The 21,871-nt window shown below is 69.7% G+C and carries 23 protein-coding genes; 15 read left to right on the top strand and 8 right to left on the bottom strand.

The genetic code is table 11. The features are described from left to right. Positions 1–166: 166 nt before the first annotated feature. Positions 167–2,098 (top strand): asparagine synthase (glutamine-hydrolyzing), encoded by a 1,932-nt coding sequence (gene asnB, locus U0R18_RS00300; protein ID WP_526364796.1) that lies wholly within the window; start codon positions 167–169, stop codon positions 2,096–2,098. Positions 2,099–2,188: 90 nt separating this feature from the next. On the opposite strand, the gene U0R18_RS00295 is transcribed toward asnB, so the two are convergent. Beyond that, on the bottom strand, positions 2,189–3,163 hold the full coding sequence (locus U0R18_RS00295) for a carbohydrate kinase family protein (protein ID WP_526364794.1): 975 nt from the start codon (positions 3,161–3,163) through the stop codon (positions 2,189–2,191). Between the two features lie 138 nt (positions 3,164–3,301). Here U0R18_RS00295 and U0R18_RS00290 point away from each other — a divergent pair, with 138 nt between their 5' ends. Next, positions 3,302–3,892 carry an Rv0361 family membrane protein gene (locus U0R18_RS00290; protein WP_526364792.1) on the top strand — a complete coding sequence of 197 codons (591 nt, stop codon included), beginning with the start codon at positions 3,302–3,304 and terminating at the stop codon, positions 3,890–3,892. On the opposite strand, the gene U0R18_RS00285 is transcribed toward U0R18_RS00290, so the two are convergent. Together U0R18_RS00285 and U0R18_RS00280 are read right to left on the bottom strand one after the other, a co-directional pair. Continuing rightward, complete coding sequence (locus U0R18_RS00285) at positions 3,889–4,242, bottom strand: HesB/IscA family protein (protein ID WP_526364790.1); 354 nt, start codon at positions 4,240–4,242, stop codon at positions 3,889–3,891. The two genes, U0R18_RS00290 and U0R18_RS00285, sit on opposite strands and share 4 nt — an antisense overlap. A 53-nt stretch (positions 4,243–4,295) precedes the next feature. Then, positions 4,296–5,369 carry a glycerate kinase gene (locus U0R18_RS00280; RefSeq protein ID WP_526364788.1) on the bottom strand — a complete coding sequence of 358 codons (1,074 nt, stop codon included), beginning with the start codon at positions 5,367–5,369 and terminating at the stop codon, positions 4,296–4,298. A gap of 71 nt (positions 5,370–5,440) precedes the next feature. On the opposite strand from U0R18_RS00280, the gene U0R18_RS00275 reads away from it, so the two are divergent. Genes U0R18_RS00275 through U0R18_RS00260 form a run of 4 tightly spaced genes read left to right on the top strand, consistent with a single transcriptional unit; the run spans position 5,441 to position 8,448 of the window. Then, positions 5,441–6,127 (top strand): DUF3043 domain-containing protein, encoded by a 687-nt coding sequence (locus tag U0R18_RS00275; RefSeq protein ID WP_526364786.1) that lies wholly within the window; start codon positions 5,441–5,443, stop codon positions 6,125–6,127. 17 nt (positions 6,128–6,144) lie between these two features. Beyond that, positions 6,145–6,675 (top strand): bifunctional adenosylcobinamide kinase/adenosylcobinamide-phosphate guanylyltransferase, encoded by a 531-nt coding sequence (locus tag U0R18_RS00270; protein ID WP_526364784.1) that lies wholly within the window; start codon positions 6,145–6,147, stop codon positions 6,673–6,675. A 1-nt stretch (position 6,676) separates the two neighbouring features. Next, positions 6,677–7,726: a nicotinate-nucleotide--dimethylbenzimidazole phosphoribosyltransferase gene (gene cobT / locus U0R18_RS00265; RefSeq protein WP_526364782.1), complete on the top strand. Its 1,050-nt coding sequence runs from the start codon at positions 6,677–6,679 to the stop codon at positions 7,724–7,726. Then, positions 7,723–8,448: an adenosylcobinamide-GDP ribazoletransferase gene (locus U0R18_RS00260; RefSeq protein WP_526364780.1), complete on the top strand. Its 726-nt coding sequence runs from the start codon at positions 7,723–7,725 to the stop codon at positions 8,446–8,448. Before cobT ends, U0R18_RS00260 begins: the two co-directional genes overlap by 4 nt. An 11-nt stretch (positions 8,449–8,459) precedes the next feature. Here U0R18_RS00260 and U0R18_RS00255 read toward each other — a convergent pair whose 3' ends face one another. Beyond that, positions 8,460–9,566, bottom strand: a complete 1,107-nt coding sequence (locus tag U0R18_RS00255; RefSeq protein WP_526364778.1) for a branched-chain amino acid aminotransferase — start codon at positions 9,564–9,566, stop codon at positions 8,460–8,462. A gap of 23 nt (positions 9,567–9,589) precedes the next feature. After that, positions 9,590–10,687, bottom strand: coding sequence for a glycine cleavage system aminomethyltransferase GcvT (gcvT, locus tag U0R18_RS00250; protein WP_526364776.1), 1,098 nt, complete (start codon positions 10,685–10,687; stop codon positions 9,590–9,592). Positions 10,688–10,726: 39 nt separating this feature from the next. Here gcvT and U0R18_RS00245 point away from each other — a divergent pair, with 39 nt between their 5' ends. Beyond that, the gene (locus U0R18_RS00245; RefSeq protein ID WP_526364774.1) at positions 10,727–12,259 is read left to right on the top strand and encodes a leucyl aminopeptidase; all 1,533 of its coding nucleotides are present in this window, start codon (positions 10,727–10,729) and stop codon (positions 12,257–12,259) included. Between the two features lie 54 nt (positions 12,260–12,313). Here the strand turns inward: U0R18_RS00245 and U0R18_RS00240 are convergent, their stop codons facing one another. Next, positions 12,314–12,655: an oxidoreductase gene (locus tag U0R18_RS00240; RefSeq protein WP_526367321.1), complete on the bottom strand. Its 342-nt coding sequence runs from the start codon at positions 12,653–12,655 to the stop codon at positions 12,314–12,316. A gap of 166 nt (positions 12,656–12,821) precedes the next feature. Here U0R18_RS00240 and sucB point away from each other — a divergent pair, with 166 nt between their 5' ends. From sucB to U0R18_RS00215, 5 genes are read left to right on the top strand one after another with little or no spacing between them, the layout of a single operon-like run. Then, complete coding sequence (sucB, locus tag U0R18_RS00235; protein ID WP_526364772.1) at positions 12,822–14,585, top strand: 2-oxoglutarate dehydrogenase, E2 component, dihydrolipoamide succinyltransferase; 1,764 nt, start codon at positions 12,822–12,824, stop codon at positions 14,583–14,585. A gap of 5 nt (positions 14,586–14,590) precedes the next feature. Beyond that, positions 14,591–15,502, top strand: coding sequence for a TIGR01777 family oxidoreductase (locus U0R18_RS00230; RefSeq protein ID WP_526364770.1), 912 nt, complete (start codon positions 14,591–14,593; stop codon positions 15,500–15,502). Then, the gene (gene lipB, locus U0R18_RS00225; protein ID WP_526364768.1) at positions 15,499–16,209 is read left to right on the top strand and encodes a lipoyl(octanoyl) transferase LipB; all 711 of its coding nucleotides are present in this window, start codon (positions 15,499–15,501) and stop codon (positions 16,207–16,209) included. Before U0R18_RS00230 ends, lipB begins: the two co-directional genes overlap by 4 nt. Further along, complete coding sequence (gene lipA / locus U0R18_RS00220) at positions 16,206–17,141, top strand: lipoyl synthase (protein ID WP_526364766.1); 936 nt, start codon at positions 16,206–16,208, stop codon at positions 17,139–17,141. Before lipB ends, lipA begins: the two co-directional genes overlap by 4 nt. A 23-nt stretch (positions 17,142–17,164) precedes the next feature. After that, positions 17,165–17,923: a DUF4191 family protein gene (locus tag U0R18_RS00215; RefSeq protein WP_526364764.1), complete on the top strand. Its 759-nt coding sequence runs from the start codon at positions 17,165–17,167 to the stop codon at positions 17,921–17,923. Between the two features lie 90 nt (positions 17,924–18,013). Here U0R18_RS00215 and U0R18_RS00210 read toward each other — a convergent pair whose 3' ends face one another. Both U0R18_RS00210 and U0R18_RS00205 read right to left on the bottom strand, forming a co-directional pair. After that, on the bottom strand, positions 18,014–18,859 hold the full coding sequence (locus tag U0R18_RS00210) for an endonuclease domain-containing protein (RefSeq protein ID WP_526364762.1): 846 nt from the start codon (positions 18,857–18,859) through the stop codon (positions 18,014–18,016). Positions 18,860–18,957: 98 nt separating this feature from the next. Continuing rightward, the gene (locus U0R18_RS00205) at positions 18,958–19,419 is read right to left on the bottom strand and encodes an RDD family protein (RefSeq protein ID WP_526364760.1); all 462 of its coding nucleotides are present in this window, start codon (positions 19,417–19,419) and stop codon (positions 18,958–18,960) included. A 137-nt stretch (positions 19,420–19,556) separates the two neighbouring features. Between U0R18_RS00205 and glnA the strand changes: the two genes are divergently transcribed. From glnA to dtd, 3 genes are all read left to right on the top strand, one after another. After that, positions 19,557–20,993, top strand: coding sequence for a type I glutamate--ammonia ligase (glnA, locus tag U0R18_RS00200; protein WP_526364758.1), 1,437 nt, complete (start codon positions 19,557–19,559; stop codon positions 20,991–20,993). A 192-nt stretch (positions 20,994–21,185) separates the two neighbouring features. Next, positions 21,186–21,428 carry a hypothetical protein gene (locus tag U0R18_RS00195; RefSeq protein WP_526364756.1) on the top strand — a complete coding sequence of 81 codons (243 nt, stop codon included), beginning with the start codon at positions 21,186–21,188 and terminating at the stop codon, positions 21,426–21,428. A 7-nt stretch (positions 21,429–21,435) separates the two neighbouring features. Further along, positions 21,436–21,867 (top strand): D-aminoacyl-tRNA deacylase, encoded by a 432-nt coding sequence (dtd, locus tag U0R18_RS00190; RefSeq protein ID WP_526364754.1) that lies wholly within the window; start codon positions 21,436–21,438, stop codon positions 21,865–21,867. The last annotated feature ends 4 nt before the right edge of the window (positions 21,868–21,871 follow it).

The raw sequence follows: 21,871 nt of genomic DNA, 5'->3' as shown, positions 1-21,871 counted from the left end.
CACGCGCGCAGCGCGAATCGAATACTACGCAGCGTAGACCACCGCCACGGCGCGGGCTCGGCACACCCGGCTTTCGGTATCGCGTGGCGCTGCACGGGGTCCCCGAAATGCCCGGAGAAGCTCCGACAGCCTCTGGTTCCGTGCTGGTTTGGCATACTTACCCGCGATGTGCGGACTGCTTGCCCTGGTGTGTGACCCGGCCCGGTCCGTCACCCCCGAACTGGTCGACGCGGTGGCCGGCGCGTCGCACCTGATGCGCCACCGCGGCCCCGACGAGCCCGGCACCTGGGCCGACGAGGCCGTCGTGCTGGGATTCAACCGGCTGTCGATCATCGACATCGCGCATTCGCACCAGCCGCTGCGTTGGGGGCCGCCGGATTCCCCGGACCGCTACGTGCTGGTGTTCAACGGCGAGATCTACAACTACCTCGAGTTGCGGGAGGCGCTGCGGTCCGAATTCGGCGCGGTGTTCGCGACCGAGGGCGATGGTGAGGCAATCGTCGCGGGCTTCCATCACTGGGGCCCGGAGGTGCTGACCCGGCTGCGCGGCATGTTCGCGTTCGCGCTGTGGGACACCGCCGCCGGCGAGATGTTCTGCGCTCGCGACCCGTTCGGCATCAAGCCGCTGTTCATGGCGACCGGCCCGGGCGGCACGGTGGTCGGCAGCGAGAAGAAGTGCCTGCTGGATCTCGCCGGGCCGCTGGGCATCGACCTGAGCATCGACCGACGTGCCGTGCAGCACTACACCGTGCTGCAGTACGTCCCCGAGCCCGAGACCCTGCACACCGGGGTGCGGCGGCTCGAGTCGGGTTCGTTCGCCCGGATCCGGCCGGGCGCGGCCCCCGAGGTCGGCCGGTACTTCACGCCCCGGTTCTCCCCCGTGCCGTTCCGGGCCGGTGCCGAGCAGGCCCGCTACGACCAGATCACCGCGGTACTCGAGGATTCCGTCGCCAAGCACATGCGCGCCGACGTCACCGTGGGGGCGTTCCTGTCCGGCGGTATCGACTCGACGGCCATCGCGGCGCTGGCGATCCGGCACAACCCCAAGCTGATCACCTTCACCACCGGATTCGAACGCGAAGGATTCTCCGAGGTGGACGTGGCCGTGGCGTCGGCCGAGGCGATCGGCGCCCGGCACGTGACGAAGGTGGTCGGTCAGGCCGAATTCGTCGACGCGCTGCCCGAGATCGTCTGGTACCTCGACGAACCGGTCGCCGACCCGGCGCTGGTGCCGCTGTTCTTCATTGCCCGAGAGGCGCGCAAGCACGTCAAGGTGGTGCTGTCCGGCGAGGGCGCCGACGAGCTGTTCGGCGGCTACACCATCTACCGGGAACCGTTGTCGCTCAAGGCTTTCGACCGTATCCCCCGCCCGTTGCGACGGTCGCTGGGCAGGGCGTCGCGGCCGCTGCCGGAAGGAATGCGCGGCAAGAGTCTGCTGCACCGCGGATCGCTGACGCTCGAGGAGCGCTACTACGGCAACGCCCGCAGCTTCTCCGACGATCAGCTGCGCACCGTCCTGCCGAACTTCCGCGCCGGGTGGACCCACACCGACGTCACGGCGCCCATCTACGCGCAGTCGCGCGACTGGGATCCGGTGGCCCGCATGCAACACCTGGATCTGTTCACCTGGTTGCGCGGCGACATCCTGGTCAAGGCGGACAAGATGACCATGGCCAACTCGCTGGAACTGCGGGTGCCGTTCCTGGATCCCGAGGTGTTCGCCGTCGCGTCCCGGCTGCCGTTCGACCAGAAGATCACCCGCACCACCACCAAGTACGCGCTGCGCCGCGCGCTGGAGCCGATCGTGCCCGCGCATGTGCTGCACCGGGCCAAGCTCGGCTTCCCGGTGCCGATCCGGCACTGGCTGCGGGCCGGCGAGCTACTGGAGTGGGCCCATCACATGGTGGACACGTCGCAGGCCGGTGACCTGGTCGACCTGGCCGGGGTGCGCCGCATGCTCGACGAGCACCGTGAGGGCGTCATCGATCACAGCCGGCGGTTGTGGACGGTGCTGATCTTCATGCTCTGGCACGCGATCTTCGTCGACGGCAGCATCGTGCCCGATATCAAGGAGCCGACCTACCCCGTCGAGCTGTAGCTCCCCGATCCCGCCCAACCCCCGCGAGCGGCCGTGTTTGTACGCGACACGCCGATGCGGAGTGTACGAACCCGGACGCTCGTCAGCCGTTTACAGCAGGGCCGCGGCGATCTCGCTGGCCGCTTCCGCGCCGTACGCGTCCTTGATGCGCGAAAGACCGGCGTCGCGATTCCAGGTCCAGTTCTGCGTGCCGGTGGACTCCAGCACCAGCACGGCCACCAGCGAGCCCAGCTGCGCCGCACGCTCGATGCCCAGCCCGGCGCTCTGGGCGGTCAGGAACCCGGCCCGGAACGCGTCGCCGACGCCGGTGGGATCGGTCTGACTGGTCTCGGGGACGACGTCGACGTGGGTGACGGTGCCGTCCGGCTCGACCACATCGACGCCCTTGGCGCCCAGCGTGGTCACGCGCAACCCGATCTGGCCCATCACGTCGGCCTCGCTCAGTCCGCTCTTGGACAGCAGCAGGTCCCACTCGTAGTCGTTGGTGAACAGGATCTGCGCGCCGCCGATCAGCGACCGGATCTCCTCGCCCGACAGGCGGGCCAGCTGCTGCGACGGGTCGGCGGCGAACGCCAGGCCGAGCTCGCGGCACTCCTCGGTGTGCCGCAGCATCGCCGCCGGATCGTTGGCCCCCACGATCACCAATTCCGGTGTGCCGCAAGTCTTCACAACATCTGCGAGCGAAATGTCGCGCGCCTCCGACATGGCACCGGGGTAGAACGACGCGATCTGGGCCATGTCCTCGTCGGTGGTGCAGACGAATCGGGCCGTGTGCGAGGTCTGCGACACCAGCACCGGGCTGCAGTCGACGCCGGCGGCCTCCAGCCAGGCCCGGTACTCGCCGAAGTCGACACCGGCCGCACCCACCAGAGCGGCGTTGCCGCCGAGCACACCGATGGCGTAGGACATGTTCCCGGCGACACCGCCCCGGTGCACCACCAGGTCGTCCACCAGGAAGCTCAGCGACACCTTCTGCAGGTGCTCGGCGAGCAGCTGCTCGGAGAATCGGCCCGGAAATCGCATCAGGTGGTCGGTGGCGATCGACCCGGTTACTGCGATGGTCACGTGGCTGTACCCCTTACATTTTTCGGCCGGTCCTGCGCACCCTACCGAACACGGCGTCGCCGCCGACAATTCACCGCCTGCGCCGACATGCTTAGGATCGGTGACAACGTGTACCAGCGCCAACCCGGGAGACAACCTATGGCCGGCCCGCCGTATCCGTACACCGGGCAACCGCTTCCCTATCCCGAGCCGTTCCGCGTCCCGCCGCCCTTTCCGGGCCCGCCGCCGCGTCGGCCGCGGCGCCGCGGGCGTGCGCTGGGCGTCGTGGTGGCCTGCCTGGCGGTGGTGGCCGGGATCGTCGTGGCCGCCGTGCTCGCCGGTCGCGGTCCCGCACCGTCGTCGAGCACCGGGCTGACCGCCGACGCCGTCAAGGTCGCGATCCAGAAATACCTCGACGCGCTGTCGGACGGCGACATCCAGACCATCTCGCGCAACACGCTGTGCGGGCTCTACGACGGGGTGAAGGACCGGCGGACCGACGATGCGCTGGCACGGATGTCCAGTGACGCCTTCCAGAAACAGTTCGCCAAGGCCGATGTGACCTCGGTGGACACCATGGTGTTCAGCTCAGCGAACAGCGCTCAGGTGCTGTTCACCATGAAGGTGGCGCCGGCGACCGGCAGCCGGGACGGCGGCGGGATCGAACGGCAGGCCGTGGCGCAGGTCCTGGCGCACGACAACCAGATCCTGGTGTGTTCGTACGTGCAGCGCGCGGCGGGGACGTTCTAGTTGAACGAGTCGCCGCAGGCGCAGGAGCCGGTGGCGTTGGGGTTGTCGATGGTGAAGCCCTGCTTCTCGATGGTGTCGACGAAGTCGATGGTGGCGCCCTGGATGTAGGGGGCGCTCATCCGGTCGACGGTCAGCGTGACGCCGTTGAAGTCGGCGTTCAGATCGCCGTCGAGGGTGCGGTCGTCGAAGAACAGGTTGTAGCGCAGACCGGCGCAGCCGCCCGGCTGGACGGCGATCCGCAGGGCCAGATCGTCGCGGCCCTCCTGGTCCAGCAGCGACTTCGCCTTGATGGCGGCGGCATCGGTCAGGACCGCGCCATGGGTGGTTGTCGATTCGTCCTGAACGGTCATTGTTGCGTCTCCTTGGATCGGCTCGGGTCGCAGCTTCCACAACGGTACCTTGCTCAGCTGCTATTCCCGTATTCCTCGCCCAGCTCGGCCGCCGTCTGCCGGGCCAGTCCGGTGAGCTGGTTGGCGGCGTCGTCGATGGCCAGTTCGACCGACCCGGCGAAGTCCGCGATCGCATGTGCCGCCCGGATGCCGGCCGCCGCCAGGGCGGCCTCGTCCAGGGTCACCTGACCGGCCAGCACCAGCACCGGCACCCGGTGGGCGCGGGCGCCGGCGGCCAGCGCACTGACCACCTTGCCGTGCAGTGACTGGTCGTCGAACCTGCCCTCGCCGGTGATGATCAGCTGCGCGGTGGCGATGTCGTCGGCCAGCCCGGTGAACTCGGCGATGATCGCGGCGCCGGACTCTCGCCGGCCGCCCAGGGCCAGCAGGGCCGCGCCGAGGCCACCGGCGGCACCGGCGCCGGGTTCGGTGCTGACCGGGCGTCCCGCGGCCTCGTCGAGTTCGGCCCCCCAGGTGCTCAGGCGCTGTTCGAGCAGCTCGACGGTCGCCGCGTCGGCGCCCTTCTGCGGCCCGAACACGCGCGCCGCACCCATCGGGCCCAGCAGGACGTGCTCGACGTCCGTCGCCGCGATGAGATCCACCCCGGCCAGCCGGTCGCGCGCAACCGCCAGCCCGCCCAGGGCGTCCGCCAGGCCGCGGCCGCCGTCGGTGCAGGCGCTGCCGCCCAGCCCGACGGCGATCCGGCGCGCACCGGCGGCCAGCGCGGCGTCCACCAGGTGGCCCACCCCGCGGCTGTGGGCGGCCACGGCCGTACCGACGGTCGGACCGTCCGGGAGCAGCGCGAGGCCGCAGGCCTGCGCGCACTCGATGTAGGCGGTGCCCGACGCGGGGTCGAACACCCACTCGGCGTCGGTGGCCTGGTCCAGCGGACCCGGGACACGGGCCCGGCGGCGTTCACCGAGCCGGCTGGCCAGCACGTCGACGAAACCGGGGCCGCCGTCGGACTGCGGCGCCCGGGTCAACACGTCGGCGGGGCGGGCCCGCCCCCAGCCGTCGGCGATCGCCTGGGCGGCCTGCACCGCGGTCAGCGTGTCGCCGAAGCAGTCGGGCGCGATGAGCACTCGCATACCAGCAGGTTAAGGGCGGCCGGATCCGGGTGCATTCCGGGCGACGGGTATCGCGAAGTAACCTGGCTGGCGTGAAACTGTTGGGCCGGAACAAGGGTGACGGCGACGAACTGGACCCCCAGGGCGACGCCGACGGGGCGACCGGGGTCGGCGCGACGGACCGAGCGCCCGCGTCGGGCACCGCCGGACAGACGGCGCCCAAGGGTCGGCCGACCCCCAAACGTGACGGCAACGCGCGCCGCGGCCCGGTGGCGCCCGCCCCGATGACCACCTCGGAGGCCCGCGCGCGGCGCAAGGAACTGGCCGGCCCGAAGTTGTCCCGGGAGGAACGCAAGGCCGAGCGCACCGAGCGCCGGGCCCGGATGGACGATCGGCGGGCCAAGATGATGGCCGGCGAGGAGGCCTATCTGCTGCCCCGGGACCAGGGGCCGGTGCGGGCGTACGTGCGCGATATCGTGGACGCCCGCCGGAACCTACTCGGCCTGTTCATGCCCTCGGCCCTGTTCATGATCTTCGTCATGCTGGGTGTCCCGCAGCTGCAGTACTACGTCTCACCGGCCATGCTGGTGCTGATGCTCGTGATGGCGATCGACGCCGTGCTGCTGGCCCGCAAGGTCCGCAGCAAGGTGGATGTCAAGTTCCCGAGCAACACCGAGAGTTCCTGGAAACTGGGAACATACGCGGCCGGCCGGGCCTCCCAGCTGCGCCGGATGCGCGCGCCGCGGCCCCGGGTCGACCGGGGCGCCAAGATCGACTGAACCGCACCGGAGCACTGATGCGCACCCTGGTGCTCGGCGGGATCCGCTCGGGCAAGTCCGATTGGGCCGAACAGCGGATCAACGAATCCCCCGGCGCCGTGCGATATCTGGCGACCGGACCGGCCACCGAGGGCGATCCGTCCTGGGCCCGCCGCGTGGCCGCACACCGGGCCCGGCGTCCCGCGCACTGGCTGAGCGTCGAGAACGCCGACGTGGCCGCGGTGCTGCGCGCGGATCCGGCGACGGCCACCCTGGTCGACGACATCGGCGGCTGGCTCACGGCGGCAATGGACCGGTGCGACGCGTGGACCGGCGGTTCGATCGACCCGTGCGTGGCCGAATTGATCGACGCCGTCCGCGAATTCCGGGCCCGCCTGGTACTGGTGAGCCCCGAGGTCGGGTTGACGGTGGTCCCCGCCACCGAGGCCGGCCGGCGGTTCGCCGACGAGCTGGGATCGCTCAACCAGCGGTTGGCGGCGGTCAGCGAGCGCGTGGTGCTCGTCGTCGCCGGGGTGGCCGTGCCGATCAAACCCGAGGGAACGTCATAGCGTGAACCAGCCCGATTTCCCCCCAGTGACACCGCCCTCGTCGGCGACGGCCGCGGCAGCGCGCGAGCGGCAGGGCACGCTCACCAAGCCGCCGGGCGCGCTGGGCCGTCTCGAGGAACTGTCCGTCTGGGTCGCCTCCTGCCAGAACGTCTGCCCGCCAACGCAATTCGAGCGTGCCCGGGTGGTGGTGTTCGCCGGCGACCATGGGGTGGCCCGGTCCGGCGTGTCGGCGTTCCCGCCGGAGGTCACCGCGCAGATGGTGGCGAACTTCCGGGCCGGCGGCGCGGCGATCAACGTACTGGCCGGGATCGCCGGCGCCTCGGTCCGGGTGGTCGACGTCGCCGTCGATGCCGATGCCGGTACCGTCGACGCGCACAAGGTGCGCCGTGGCAGCGGCGACATCTCCGTCGAGGATGCCCTGACCCCGGACGAGGCCGCCGCCGCCGTCGCGGCCGGACGCACGATCGCCGACGAGGAGGTCGACGCCGGGGCCGATCTGCTGATCGCCGGTGATATGGGCATCGGAAACACCACGCCCGCAACGGTTCTGGTGTCGGCACTGACCAACACCGAGCCGGTGGCGGTGGTGGGCCGCGGCACCGGCATCGACGACGCGGGCTGGATCCGCAAGACCGCGGCGGTGCGCGACGCGCTGTATCGGGCCCACGCGGTCCGATACGAACCCCTGGACCTGTTGCGGGTGGCCGGCGGCGCCGACCTGGCGGCCATGGCCGGATTCCTGGCACAGGCAGCGGTGCGACGCACGCCCGTGCTGCTCGATGGCGTGGTGGTGACGGCGGCCGCATTGGCGGCCGAGCGGATGGCCCCGGGCGCACGGGCGTGGTGGCAGGCCGGGCATCGGTCCACCGAGCCCGCGCACACGCTGGCGCTGGCCCAATTGGAACTCGACCCGATCATCGATCTGGGAATGCGGCTCGGCGAGGGTTCCGGCGCGGCGGTCGCCCTGCCCGTGCTGCGGGCGGCGATCGCCACCCTGGCCGAGATGGCCACCTTCGACGACGCGGGCGTATCGGGCCGCAGCGAACCATGATCCGTTCCCTGGCATCGGCTTTCGCGTTCGCGACGGTATTGCCGGTCGGTAGCCGACGCCCGCCGGGCCGCGGCACGCTGGCCGCCCTGCCGGTGGTCGGACTGGTGCTAGGCGTGCTGGCCGCCGGTGTGGTGGCCGGGGCGGACAAGGTCTTCACCACTGCTGTCATCGGCGGACTGCTCGCCGTCGGCGCGCTGCTGCTGGCCACCCGCGGCCTGCACATCGACGGCCTGTCGGACACCATCGACGGCTTGGGCTGCTACGGGCCGCCGGACCGCGCACTGGCGGTGATGCGCGGCGGCACCGCCGGCCCCTTCGGGGTGGCGGCGGTGGTCCTGGCGATCACGTTGCAGGCCTTCGCGTATGCCAGCGCTCCCCTGCCCGCGATCGTCGTCGCGGTGGCCGCGGGGCGCGTCGCCGTGCTGGTGGCCTGCCGGCATTCGGTGCCCGCGGCGGCGGGCAGTTCCCTGGGCGCGGCGGTGGCCGGGACCCAGCCGTTATGGGCGATCGCGGCATGGTCGGTCGCACTCGCGGGTGCGTCGGTGTGGGTCACGCCGACGCTGTGGCAGGGGCCGGTGGTGGTGCTGGGTGCCCTCGTCGTGACCGCGGGCCTGGTTGCCCATTGTGTGCGGCGCTTCGGCGGCATCACGGGAGACGTGCTCGGTGCGGCCGTCGAGGTGACGACAACGCTGACGGCGCTGGGCCTGGCGGCCCACTTCTGATCTGTTCGGGCTCAGCCGAGCCGCGTCATCCAGCCATGGGTGTCGGCGAAGGTGCCGCGCTGGATACCCGTCAGCGTGTCGCGCAGGGCCATCGTGACCTCACCGGGTTCGCCGTCGGCGACGGTGAACTCACCATCTCCGTACTTGACCACCGACACCGGCGTGATCACGGCCGCGGTTCCGCAGGCGAAAACCTCCGTGATCTCGCCGGCCGCCACGCCCTTGCGCCACTCCTCGACGTCGATCTTGCGCTCCTCGACCGCGAAGCCAGCGTCGGTTGCCAACTGCAGCAACGAGTTCCGGGTGATGCCGGGCAGCAGCGACCCGGACAGCTCGGGCGTGACCAACCGGGCTGCGCCGCCACTGCCGAAGACGAAGAACAGGTTCATCCCGCCCATCTCCTCGACGTAGCGCCGTTCGATGGCATCCAGCCACACGACCTGATCGCAGCCGTGCTCGGCGGCCTCGGCCTGGGCCAGCAGCGAAGCGGCGTAGTTGCCGCCGAACTTGGCCGCGCCGGTGCCGCCGGGGCTGGCCCGCACGTACTCCGTGGACAACCAGACGCTGACGGGTTTGACGCCGCCCTTGAAGTACGCCCCGGCGGGCGAGGCGATCAACAGGTAGCGGTACTGGTTGGCCGGCCGCACCCCCAGCCCCGGCTCGGTGGCGATCATGAACGGCCGCAGGTACAGCGACTCCTCACCGCCGGCCGGCGGCACCCACGCACCGTCGATGAAGATCAGCTGCCGCAGCGATTCGACGAACAACTCGTCGGGCAGCTCGGGCATGGCCAGCCGGTGTGCCGAGGCCCGCATCCGGGCGGCGTTGGCGTCCGGGCGGAACGAGACGATGGACCCGTCGGGCCAGCGGTAGGCCTTCAGACCCTCGAAGATCTCCTGCGCGTAGTGCAGCACGATCGCCGAGGGGTCCAGCTCGATGGGCCCGTACGGCAGCACCGCGGCATCGTGCCAGCCGATGCCCGCGTCATAGTCGATCGAGACCATGTGATCGGTGTGATACCGGCCGAATCCGGGATCGGCCAGGATGCCGGCCCTTACCTCGTCGCTTGCCGGGCTGGTGTTGCGGCTGAGCGAGAACTCGAGGTCAGCGGGATTCATGGCGTCGATTCTATCGCCGCGAGCTAGCGGGTTTTGACTTGCACGAACGGCGGTGCGACGACCTCGCACTCGATCGGACGGCCCCGGACGTCGACGACGACGCGCGCACCGTCCTCGATTCCGGCGGCGGCGTCGATCAGCGCCAGTGCGATGCCGATCTTCAGGGTCGGCGAGAAGGTGCCGGACGTCGTCACGCCCACCGGGGTGTCGCCGGCCAGGACGGCCAGGTCGGCGCGCAGCACGCCACGCCCGAGCGCCTTCAGGCCGCGCAGCGTGCGGCGGGGGCCGGCCTGCTTCTCGGCCAGCAGCGCGTCGCGGCCCCAGAAGGCGTCCTTCTTCCAGCCGATCGCCCAGCCGGTGCGGGCCTGCAGCGGCGAGATGTCCAGCGAAAGTTCGTGACCGTGCAGCGGATAGCCCATCTCGGTGCGCAGGGTGTCGCGGGCCCCCAGGCCGGCCGGTTCACCGCCGGCGGCGCCCACCTGCTCCACCAGGGCGTCGAACACCACGCCGGCCGATTCCCAGGGCGGCAGGAGTTCGTAGCCGTGTTCGCCGGTGTAGCCGGTCCGGCACACCCGCACCGGCACACCCTGGTACGACGCATCGGCGTAGCCCATGTAGTCCATGTCGGTGGGCAGACCGAGCGCGCTGAGCACCTCGCTGGACCTGGGTCCCTGCACCGCCAGCACCGCATACGAACGGTGTTCGTCGGTGATTGTAAGACCTTCGGGCGCAACGGCTTTCATGGCCGCCACCACGGCGGCGGTGTTCGCGGCATTGGGTACCAGGAACACCTCGTCGTCACTGACGTAGTACGCGATCAGATCGTCGATCACCCCGCCGGTCTCGGTGCAGCACAGCGTGTACTGCGCCTTGCCGGGCCCGATGCGGCGCAGGTCGTTGGTGAGTGCGGAGTTGACGAACTCGGCGGCACCCGGCCCCTTGACCAGCGCCTTGCCCAGGTGGCTTACGTCGAACAGGCCGACGGCGTTGCGGGTGGCGTTGTGTTCGGACACCGTGCCCGCGTAGGCGACGGGCATCAGCCAGCCGCCGAATTCGGCGAAACTGGCGCCCAGTTCGCGGTGACGCTCTTCCAGCGGGCCCTGCAACAGGTTCTCGGTCACGGCGAACACCTTAAACCGGACGTGGCTAGGGTGTTCCGGGTGAGCGCCTCCACCCGCCAGCAGCCTGGTTATACGCCCCCTTCCGTCGCCGTCGCCACCACCCTGCCCAAACGCGGCGCGGGGGCGACGGTGCTCGTCGTCGGTGTCGTCAGCTCCGACCCGGACGACACCGGCGGCACGCCCACCGTGGTGGCCAACCCGTTCCTGGACGCCGAGGCGACCGGCGAGATCGAGGTCGCGCTGGCGGCGCTGGGCGCCAAGGGCGGCGCCGACGAGGTCACCCGCGTGCTGGCGCCGGCGCTGCCGGTGGCCAGTGTGCTGGCGGTCGGGCTGGGCAAGCCGCGCGACGAATGGGCCGCCGATCTGATCCGCCGGGCCGCCGGTGTGGCCGCACGCGCACTGGGCGGCGCCGAGGCCGTCGTCACCACGCTCGGTGACATCGACACCGAGGCCACCGTCGAGGGTCTGATCCTGGGCGCCTACCGATTCAGCGACTTCCGCAGCGCCAAGACCGCACCCAAGGACAAGGGGCTGCGCAAGATCACTGTGCTGTCGGAGGCCCGCGACGCCAAGAAACTGGCCCAGCGCGGTGCGACGATCGCGTCGGCGGTGGCCACCGCCCGGGACTTCGTCAACACCCCGCCCAGCCACCTGTTCCCGGCCGAATTCGCTAAGCGCGCCAAGGCTTTTGGCGAGGACGCCGGCCTGACCGTCGAGATCCTGGACGAGAAGGCACTGGCCAAGGCCGGCTACGGGGGCATCATCGGCGTCGGCCAGGGGTCGTCGCGCCCGCCCCGGCTGGTGCGCCTGACGCACCGGTCCGGCAAGCGTGGCGCGAAAAAGGTTGCGCTGGTGGGCAAGGGCATCACCTTCGACACCGGCGGCATCTCGATCAAGCCCGCCGCCTCGATGCACCACATGACCTCGGACATGGGCGGGGCGGCGGCCGTCATCGCGGCCGTTGCGATGGCCGCGCGGCTGAACCTGCCCGTGGACGTCACCGCCACGGTGCCGATGGCCGAGAACATGCCGAGTTCGACGGCGCAGCGCCCCGGCGACGTGCTGACGCAGTACGGCGGCACCACGGTGGAGGTGCTCAACACCGACGCCGAGGGCCGGCTGATCCTCGCCGACGCGATCGTGCGGGCGTGTGAGGACGGCCCGGACTACCTGATGGAGGCCTCGACCCTGACCGGCGCCCAGACGGTGGCGCTGGGCGCCCGGATCCCCGGCGTGATGGGCTCCGACGAGTTCCGCGACCGGGTGGCCGCCATCTCGCAGGAGGTGGGCGAGAACGGCTGGCCGATGCCGCTGCCCGACGAGCTGAAGGACGACCTGAAGTCGACGGTGGCGGACCTGGCGAACGTCAGCGCGCAGCGCTTCGCCGGCATGCTGGTGGCCGGGGTGTACCTGCGCGAGTTCGTGGCCGACGGCGTGCAGTGGGTGCACATCGACGTCGCCGGCCCGGCCTACAACACCGGCGGACCGTGGGGTTACACCGGCAAGGGCGGTACCGGGGTGCCGGCCCGCACGATGCTCGCGGTCCTCGAGGACATCTGCGCGAACGGTTGACGTGATTTCGGTGCATCGGCCGTCGGCGAGCGACGATTTCGGCACCGAAATCCCTCAGCGGTCGAGTTCGTCGCGCAGCGCACGCTGGCGTTCGATGCGCCGGCGGGCGTCGTAGTCCCGCATGCGCTGCGGGTAGCCGAGCTTCTCCACGTCGTACACCGGAATCTGCAACCGGTCCGCGAGGCGCAGCGCGTCGCGCTCGGTCCCGGCTCGCCGCCGCGTCCACTCACCGTCGGCGGCCACCAGCACCACGGTCAGATCGGTGACGGTGGTTTTTGGTTCGATGAAGCCCTCGACGCCGGTGCGGGCGGCCGTCCAGGCGCGCAGATGGCTCAGGTCGTCGGAGGTGGAACCGGCCGCTGATCGGCGGGTACGAAATCGACCGAAGAGTCCCAATTCGGTGAACACTCCTTGAACGGATTACGGGCAGGTCTCTTCTTCGATGGTGCCAGAGCTTGTGTGGAAGGATTGGTTCGCCAATCCACCTGGGTAACCGACTCGATACACGACGCTGTGGTAAGCCAGAGGTCGACCCGACCGACCGTTCGAGGAGTCACACGACATGGCCGTCTCCGTACAGATGCCCGCGCTCGGTGAGAGCGTTACCGAAGGCACTGTCACCCGCTGGCTCAAGCAGGAGGGCGATACGGTCGAAGTCGACGAGCCCCTGCTGGAGGTGTCCACCGACAAGGTCGACACCGAGATCCCGTCGCCGGCCGCCGGTGTGCTGACGAAGATCGTGGCCCAGGAGGACGACACGGTCGAGGTCGGCGGTGAACTCGCGGTCATCGGAGAGGCGGGCGCGGCCCCTGCGTCCGCTCCGGCGGAGTCGGCCCCCGCGGCCGAAGCGGCGCCGGCCCCGGCGGCCCAACCGGAACCCGAGCCCGAGCCCCAGGCTGCGGCGCCCGCTCCCGAGCCCGCCCCGGCGGCACCGGCGGGTGGCGGATCGGCCACGTCGGTGAAGATGCCCGAACTCGGCGAGTCCGTCACCGAGGGCACGGTCACGCGCTGGCTGAAGAAGGTGGGCGATTCGGTCGAGGTCGACGACCCACTGGTGGAGGTCTCCACCGACAAGGTCGATACCGAGATCCCGTCGCCGGTCGCGGGCACCCTGCTCTCGATCACCGCCGAGGAGGACGACACCGTCGCCGTCGGCGGCGAGTTGGCCACCATCGGCGACGCGCAGGCCGCCCCGGCCGCGGCACCCGCCCCGGCCCCCGAGCCGAAGCCGGAACCCGAGCCGGAGCCGAAACCGGAGCCCAAGCCCGAACCTGTCGCCGAGAAACCGGCACCCGCGCCCGCTCCGGAGCCCGCACCGGCACCCGAGGCCGAACCCGCACCCGCCGCTCCGGCGGCGGAGGGGTCGGGGACGGGGCCGGACAGCAGCCCGTACGTCACTCCCCTGGTCCGAAAGCTGGCCTCCGAGAACGGAGTTGACCTCGGCGCCGTCCAGGGCACCGGCGTCGGCGGACGCATCCGCAAGCAGGATGTGCTGGCCGCCGCGGAATCCAAGAAGGCACCCGCCGCGGCCGCGCCGTCGGCCCCCGCGGCAGCGCCGTCGGCCGGCGCGCCCGCACCGGCCACGCCGTCGCCGCTGGCACATCTGCGCGGCACCACCCAGAAGGCCAACCGGATCCGGCAGCTCACCGCCAAGAAGACGCGCGAGTCGCTGCAGACCACCGCGCAGCTCACCCAGACCCACGAGGTCGACATGACCAAGATCGTGGCGCTGCGGGCCAGGGCCAAGAAGAGCTTCGCGGAGAAGGAGGGCGTGAACCTCACGTATCTGCCGTTCATCGCCCGTGCCGCCATCGACGCCCTCAAGGCGCATCCGAACATCAATGCCAGCTACAACGAGGACACCAAGGAGATCACCTACTACGACACCGAGAACCTCGGTTTCGCGGTGGACACCGAGCAGGGGCTCCTGTCGCCGGTCGTGCACAACGCCGGTGATCTGTCCCTGGCGGGGCTGGCCCGGGCGATCAAGGACATCGCCGAACGGGCCCGCTCGGGCGGACTCAAGCCCGACGAACTGTCCGGCGGCACCTTCACGATCACCAACATCGGTAGTGAGGGCGCGTTGTTCGACACCCCGATCCTGGTCCCGCCGCAGGCGGCCATGTTGGGCACCGGCGCCATCGTCAAGCGGCCCCGGGTGGTCGTCGACGAGAACGGCAACGAGTCGATCGGCGTGCGTTCGATCTGCTACCTGCCCCTGACCTACGACCACCGCCTCATCGACGGCGCCGACGCGGGACGCTTCCTCACCACGGTGCGCAAGCGCCTCGAAGAAGGTGCCTTCGAGGCCGACCTGGGGTTGTGAGTCGCGTGGCTCCCGCCACCCCTGCCACCATCGCGATCGCCGGGTCCTCGGGCCTGATCGGCACCGCACTGGTTTCCGCGCTGCGGGCCGCCGATCGCCGGGTGCTGCGCATCGTCCGCCGGACCCCGGCGAATTCCGATGAGCTGCACTGGAATCCGGATGCCGGCCCGCTGGACCCCGGCGTGCTGGACGGCGTCGACGCCGTCGTCAACCTGTGCGGGGTGAGCATCGGTGGGTCCCGCTGGTCGGGGTCGTTCAAGCAGAGCCTGCGCGACAGCCGCATCGACCCCACCGAAGTGCTCGCCGACGCGGTTGCCCGGGCCGGGGTGCCCATCCTGGTCAACGCCAGCGCCGTCGGGTACTACGGCGATACGCGCGGGCGCACGGTCGACGAGACCGCCCCGCCCGGCGCCGGGTTCCTGGCCCGGTTGTGCGTCGACTGGGAATCGGCCACCGCGGCGGCCCGCAACGCCGGTGCGCGCATCGTGCTGGCCCGGTCGGGCCTGGTGCTCGCGCCGTCGGGTGGGGTGCTCGGGCCGTTGCGGCCGTTGTTCGGACTGGGCCTGGGCGCGCGACTGGGCAGCGGCCGGCAGTACATGCCGTGGATCAGCCTGGAGGACGAGGTCCGGGCGCTGATCTTCGCCCTGGGCGACGCTTCCCTGTCCGGTCCGGTGAATCTGACCGGACCCGCGCCGGTCACCAACGCCGAATTCACCAGTGCGCTGGGCCGGGCGCTGAACCGGCCCACGCCCATGCTGGTCCCCGGCTTCGCGCTACGGACCGTGGTCGGCGAGTTCGCCAACGAGGGGCTGCTCGCCGGGCAGCGCGCCATCCCCGCGGCACTGGAACATGCCGGATTCACGTTCCACCACAACACAATTGGCGAGGCGTTGCGGTACGCGACGGCACGGTCGTGAGCACCGGCATCCGATCCGCCGACGGCCCGATCGATGTGCAGCGGCTCGGACTGATCGACTATCAGGCCGCCTGGGACCGCCAGCGCGCCCTGGCCGACGAGCGACTGGCCGGCGGCCCGGACAGTCTGCTGCTGCTCGAGCACCCGTCGGTGTACACCGCCGGGCGGCGCACCGAGACCCATGAACGGCCCGTCGACGGCATCCCCGTCGTCGACACCGACCGGGGCGGCAAGATCACCTGGCACGGACCCGGGCAGCTGGTCGGGTACCCGATCGTCAAGCTCGCCGAGCCGATGGACGTGGTGAATTTCGTCCGGCGGCTCGAGGAGGCGCTGATCGACGTGTGTGCCGGACTCGGCCTGCGCACCGGCCGGGTCGACGGCCGCTCCGGCGTGTGGCTGCCCGCCGACGGCGCCCGGCCCGAGCGCAAGATCGCCGCCATCGGCGTCCGGGTGGCGCGCGGGGTCACCCTGCACGGTTTCGCCCTGAACTGCGACTGCGACCTGGCCGCGTTCGGCGACATCATCCCGTGCGGGATCACCGACGCCGGGGTCACGTCGCTGACGGCGGAACTGGGGCGTGACGTCGGTGTGACCGATGTCATCGAACCGGTTGCGCAGGCCGTCGCCGATGCCCTGGACGGCCGGCTGCCCGTCGGGTCCCATGCCGGGAACATGGCCACCAAACGCGTAGGATCGCACCCGTGAGCGTCGTTCCCGAGGGCCGGAAACTGTTGCGGCTCGAGGTGCGTAACGCGCAGACCCCCATCGAACGCAAGCCGCCGTGGATCAAGACCCGGGCGCGGATGGGTCCGGAGTACACCGAACTCAAGGCGCTGGTCAAACGTGAAGGCCTGCACACCGTTTGCGAAGAGGCCGGCTGCCCCAACATCTACGAATGCTGGGAGGACCGCGAGGCCACCTTCCTCATCGGCGGTGAACAGTGCACACGCCGTTGCGATTTCTGCCAGATCGACACCGGCAAGCCCGCCGACCTCGACCGTGACGAACCGCGCCGCGTCGCCGAGAGCGTCGCCGCGATGGGCCTGAAGTACGCGACGGTCACCGGCGTCGCACGTGACGACCTGCCCGACGGCGGTGCGTGGTTGTACGCCGAGACGGTGCGCGCGATCAAGGAACTCAATCCCGGCACCGGTGTCGAGTTGCTGATCCCCGACTTCAACGGCAACGCCGATCAACTGCGCGAAGTTTTCGACACCCGCCCGGAGGTGTTGGCGCACAACCTCGAAACGGTGCCGCGGATCTTCAAGCGGATCCGCCCGGCGTTCCGGTACCAGCGCAGCCTCGACGTGCTGACCGCGGCCCGCGACGACGGGTTGGTGTCCAAGTCGAATCTGATCCTCGGGATGGGCGAGACACCCGACGAGGTCCGGGTGGCGCTGCGGGACCTGCACGGCGCGGGCTGCGACATCGTCACCATCACGCAGTACCTGCGGCCGTCGGCGCGCCACCATCCCGTGGAGCGCTGGGTGCACCCCGACGAGTTCGCCGAGCATTCCACGTTCGCCGAGGGCCTCGGCTTCGCCGGGGTGCTGGCCGGACCTCTGGTGCGGTCGTCGTATCGGGCCGGTCGGCTGTACGCCCAGGCCGTGCAGGGGCGGATCGCCGTCGAGGGCTGAATCGGCCGCCGTATCCTTATCGCATGGCCAAACCCCGTAATGCCGCCGAGAACAAGGCTGCGAAGCAAGCCGCAACCGCGGCCCGCAAGGCGGCGTCCAAGCAGCGGCGCAGTCAGCTCTGGCAGGCGTTCCAGATGCAGCGCAAGGAGGACACCCGGCTGCTGCCGTACATGATCGGCGCTTTCGTGCTGATCGTGGCGCTCTCGATAGCCGCGGGCATCCTGATCGGCGGTGGCGGCTTCACCACCTACACATTCATCGTGCTGGGCATCGTCCTGGGCGCGCTGGTGGCGTTCATCATCTTCGGCCGCCGGGCCCAGAAGTCGGTCTACACCAAGGCCGAGGGCCAGACCGGTGCCGCGGCCTGGGCGCTGGACAACCTGCGCGGCAAGTGGCGGGTGACCCCGGGCGTCGCCGCGACCGGCCATTTCGACGCCGTGCACCGGGTCATCGGCCGGCCCGGGGTGATCTTCGTCGGCGAGGGCCAGCCCAGCCGCGTGAAACCCCTTCTGGCGCAGGAGAAGAAGCGCACCGCGCGGCTGGTCGGCGATGTCCCCATCTACGACATCGTGATCGGCAACGGCGAGGGCGAAGTGCCACTGGCCAAGTTGGAGCGGCACCTGACCAAGCTGCCCGCCAACATCACCGTCAAGCAGATGGACTCACTCGAGTCCAAGCTGGTGGCGCTGGGCAGCAAGCTCGGCCCGGCCGGCCTGCCCAAGGGCCCGATGCCCACGCAGGCCAAGATGCGCGGCGTGCAGCGCACGGTACGCCGCAAGTAGCTCTGGCGTCCCTTACGGTTCGGCGCCCGCCGGTCGTGAGATTGATGTCACGCAGGGATCGTGCGAGTAGCGGGCTGCGTCACTTCAATCTCACGGCTTCCAGCCGCGACTGACCAGTGCGCTGCGGACTCTTGCCAGGATGTCCGGCACATTGTCTTCGGCTATCACGCGGATGACGATCCAGCCGTTCCGCTCGAGTTCGGCGATGCGCCGGATGTCTTTCACATACTGGCGCCGATTGGTGCGGTGCTGATCGCCGTCGTATTCCAGGGCCACCTTGAATTCGGGCCAGGCCATGTCGAGAAATGCGAACACCGCGCGCCCACTGCCCGCCGGATATTGCGTGACGGGCGGGGGGAAGCCGCCGTCGAGGACGACCAGCCGCAGCCACGACTCCTTCGGCGATGCGGCTCCCCCGTCGACCAGGGGTAGCAACTCCCGTAGTTGGCGACGCCCCCGGGCGCGCGGGTATCGCTCCGCGACGCGCAGCACGTCCACTTCGGCGAATCGCTGATTCCACATCAACGCATCCAGCCTCATCAGCGCCTCGTCCCGGGGCAAGTGGCGGCCGAGATCGAAGGCGGTGCGTTCACGTACCGTCACCGGCAGCCCGGCAATCCGGGTGACCTCGTCGGCGGCGAGGGTCTCGTTGCGAACCACCAAACCTTTCGGTGGCCGGCCGTTGTCCCAGATCAGTTCGATCTCCCGGTCCGCGTCAACGTGCGGCGCACCGTGCAGTGCCGCGGCAGCCACACCCGCGACCACGCCGCGCCGTCGCGACCACAACCACGCTCCAACGGTCCGGAGCCGCAGCGTCGGGTCGGCGCCCTTGCGGATGTAGACATCGGGAAAGAGTCGGACGTAGCCGACGGCCAGCGTGTGGCGGGTGAGCAACCCGCTGGACAGCGCCTCGCTGCCGATCAGGATCGAGTTCATGCTGCGATGGTGCCGACAGGCTCCGACACGGCCGTGAGATTGATGTCACGCAGACAAAGCGCGAGTAGCAGGCAGCGTCACGTCAATCTCACGCAGGCTCAGCGCCGGACGACAGCGGTGAACGTCAGTTTGTCCTGCAACCCCCGGCCGTCGACGTCCATGAACAGCGCCGGAATCACCAGTGCCAGCAGCACACCGCGCACTACCGCCCGTCCGAAACCGACGTGCAACCGGCCATCGACCGGCACCACCTGCAGGCCCAGTGCCAGCTGGCCGGGGCTGAACCCGTAGAGCCGCACCGACACCGCGCCGACGACGAACCACACCGCCAGCACCGCGGTCGACAACATGGCCAGCGGGATCCAACCCAGACTCATCAGCAGGGCCGCGATGCCGTAGCTGATCAGCCAGTCCACACACAGGGCGGCCAGCCGCCGGCCGGTGCGGGCCAACGATCGCGGACCGACCTGCGGCAGTCCCAGCGCTTGACCCGGGTAGGCGTTGTCGACGGAATCCTTGGGTTCGGGGCCGGAGAGCCAGGAGGAGACGGAGCGGGCCATGCCCCCAGCATAGGGCCGCAGCCAATTGCGTAACGTCTACGCAACATGCGGTTGACTGCCGTGCAACATCGGCTCCATAGCGTCAGCCGCGGGTTTAGAAACGCTGTATACACATGCCCGCAAGAAGGAGCTCATAAGTGGCAGACAAGAACGCTGACGACATCTTCAAGCTGATCAAGGACGAGAACGTCGAGTACGTCGACATCCGGTTCTGCGATCTGCCCGGCGTCGTCCAGCACTTTTCCATCCCCGCGTCAGCGTTCGACGAGAGCGTGTTCGAGGACGGCCTGGCATTCGACGGCTCGTCGGTTCGCGGCTTCCAGTCGATCCACGAATCCGACATGATGCTGCTGCCGGATCCCGAGACCGCCCGCATCGACCCGTTCCGGGCCGCCAAGACGCTGAACCTCATGTTCTTCGTGCACGACCCGTTCACCCGCGAGGCCTACTCCCGCGACCCGCGCAACGTGGCCCGCAAGGCCGAGAACTATCTGACCAGCACCGGTATCGCCGACACCTGCTTCTTCGGGGCCGAGGCCGAGTTCTACATCTTCGACTCGGTGTCCTTCGACTCCAAGATGAACGGCACCTTCTACGAGGTCGACTCCGAGTCGGGCTGGTGGAACACCGGTGAGCCGTTCGAGGCCGACGGCAGCGCCAACCGCGGCTACAAGGTCCGCCCCAAGGGCGGCTACTTCCCCGTCGCGCCCTACGACCACTACGTGGATCTGCGCGACGACATGGCCACCAACCTGCAGAACGCCGGTTTCACCCTGGAGCGTGGCCACCATGAGGTGGGCACCGCCGGTCAGGCCGAGATCAACTACAAGTTCAACACACTGCTGCACGCGGCCGACGATGTGCTGCTGTTCAAGTACATCATCAAGAACACCGCCTGGGCGGCCGGCAAGACGGTCACCTTCATGCCCAAGCCGCTGTTCGGCGACAACGGTTCGGGTATGCACGCCCACCAGTCGCTGTGGAAGGACGGCAAGCCGCTGTTCCACGACGAGTCGGGCTACGCGGGTCTGTCGGACGTCGCACGCCACTACATCGGCGGCATCCTGCACCATGCCCCGAGCCTGCTGGCGTTCACCAACCCGACGGTGAACTCCTACAAGCGCCTGGTGCCCGGCTACGAGGCCCCGATCAACCTGGTGTACAGCCAGCGCAACCGGTCGGCCTGTGTCCGCATCCCGATCACCGGCAACAACCCGAAGGCCAAGCGCCTCGAGTTCCGTTGCCCGGACAGCTCGGGCAACCCGTACCTGGCGTTCGCGGCCATGCTGATGGCCGGCATCGACGGCATCAAGAACAAGATCGAGCCGCTCGCGCCGGTCGACAAGGACCTCTACGAGCTGCCGCCGGACGAGGCCGCCAACATCCCCCAGGCGCCCACGTCGCTGGCCGCGGTGATCGACAAGCTCGAAGAGGATCACGAATACCTCACCGAGGGTGGCGTTTTCACCGAGGACCTGATCGAGACCTACATCTCCTACAAGCGGGAGAACGAGATCCTGCCCGTGCAGATCCGGCCTCATCCGTACGAGTTCGCGCTGTACTACGACGTGTAGGTCGCTGGGTTCGGCGAGCGTTGCAGTTCCGCGAGCACGAGGCCCGGCGATGCGGTGAGTCAACCGGCCGACCAGAGCCGGGTGGCATCCTCCGGGATGTCGCCCGGCTCTCGGCCTATGCGGGCCGGCGTGCTGACCGGTCGGCTAATGTCGACCGGTCAGCAAATCCTCAACGAGAGGGCAGGAAGCCTCATGCCGCGCTATACGATCGGCGCTCAGCCGACCCAGGATCCATCGGGCAATCCTGGCCCTCCTCAGATGATCGTCATCGAAGCGGACACCTACGTGATCGACAACAACTTCGTGACGTTCCTCAAGGACCGTCGCCCGATCATCAGCGTGCCGTTCCTGAAGATCGGCATCGTCGCCGAACTCGACGCCAACAACCAGACCCCGCTCAAGACCGCGGCCATCACGCAGCAACCGTTCATCTGACCCCACCGTGCGGGTCCTGGTGCAACGCGTCACCGCGGCCGGCGTCACCGTCGACGGCACCGTCGTGGGTTCGATCGAACCGAACGGTCAGGGGCTGGTGGCGCTGGTCGGTGTCACGCACACCGATACTGCGGCGATCGCCGGCCGGCTGGCCGAGAAGCTCTGGCAACTGAGGATTCTCGACGACGAACGCAGCGCCTCCGAGGTGGGCGCCCCGATCCTGGTGGTCAGCCAGTTCACGCTGTACGCCAACACCGTCAAGGGCCGGCGGCCGTCATGGAATGCCGCTGCCCCGCGGGAGGTGGCCGAACCATTGGTGACCGCGTTCGCCGACGCGCTGCGCGGGCTCGGGGCCGACGTCGCGACGGGGGTGTTCGGCGCCGACATGCAGGTCGCCCTGGTCAACGACGGACCCGTCACCGTGTTACTCGAACTGTGACCGG

The organism is Mycobacterium sp., from assembly GCF_046330795.1.
GTDB lineage: Bacteria > Actinomycetota > Actinomycetes > Mycobacteriales > Mycobacteriaceae > Mycobacterium.
Note: the sequence above shows the minus strand (reverse complement) of the source record. Positions and strands in the feature narration are given on the sequence as shown.